The 1111-nt window shown below is 61.7% G+C and carries 1 protein-coding gene; it reads left to right on the top strand.

Annotation, left to right across the window (positions count from 1 at the left end):
* Window positions 1-215: 215 nt before the first annotated feature.
* Window positions 216-1111: IS110 family transposase (locus tag KXV01_RS19985; protein WP_263468022.1), on the top strand; the 896-nt coding region annotated here is incomplete at its 3' end.

Genomic DNA, 1111 nt, shown 5'->3' with positions numbered 1-1111 from the left:
CCAAGCCTTATCTGATCGGAATCTGGCAGCGTAGGTGTCGAGAGCCGGCGTGGGCCGCCGTGTAAGCCTGGATCTCGACGATCGCCATGTAGCTTGGCGCCCACGCCGGAATCTCCCTTGATCCGCCCGAACAGTTGCTGGAGCTGACACTCGCAGTGATAAGACTGGGCAAGCGGGGGAGCTCTCGACCCTTCCAGACTATACGGAGTCCGGTGATGAACGGGATCGGGATTGATGTCAGCAAGCGCCAACTGGATGTCGGTACGACGGATGGAGAGACCCTGCAGGTCTGGAACAACCGCTCCGGCTTTTCTGAATTGGATGTTTGGCTGAAGAAGCGTCCGGTCAGCCAGATCGTGCTGGAAGCCACCGGCGGTTACGAGCGGCCGGTGCTGGATTTTCTGCACGCAGCGGGCCATCCGGTGGTCCGCGCCAATGCCCTGCGGGCCCGCAGGCTGGCCCAGGGGATGGGCCAGATGGCCAAGACCGACCGGTTGGATGCCTATGCATTGGCGCAGATGGCGGCCTTGGTGAAACTTCCCGCCTACCAGCCGCTGGAGCCTTGGCAGCAGAAAATGCGGGAATTCGTGCGGGCACGTCGACAGGCGATGCACGCGCTGACCATCGCGCGGCAGCAGCAGGAAATGGTCGGTGATCGTGAATTGCGCCGGCTACTGCAGGCCAACATCACCCGCTTGCAGACGCTGGTTGAACGTCTGGGAAAGCAAATTGCCGAGCAGGTTGCCCAGCAGCCTCAACTGGCTGTCCTGAAGTCGATGAAGGGCGTTGGCCCTGGCCTGCAGGCGGTATTGGCAAGCTATCTTCCCGAACTGGGGAGGATCAGTGGTAAGGCCATCGCCAGCCTGGTCGGTGTGGCCCCCATGTCCCACGACAGCGGAACCATGCGCGGCAAACGAAGCATCCATGGCGGCAGGGCCGAGATCCGCCAGGTGCTTTACATGGCCAGCATGTCGGCCATGCGGCATGAACCTCGACTGCGCGATTTCTACCAGTCGCTGCGAGCCCGGGGCAAAGAAGGAAAAGTAGCCATCGTGGCGGTGATGCGGAAAATGCTGGTGATTCTCAACGCCCGGGTGCGCGACGCTGAAAA

Source organism: Stenotrophomonas sp. Ps181 (assembly GCF_025697425.1).
Taxonomy (GTDB): Bacteria; Pseudomonadota; Gammaproteobacteria; order Xanthomonadales; family Xanthomonadaceae; genus Stenotrophomonas; species Stenotrophomonas sepilia.
This window is presented reverse-complemented; position numbering and strand designations above follow the sequence as displayed.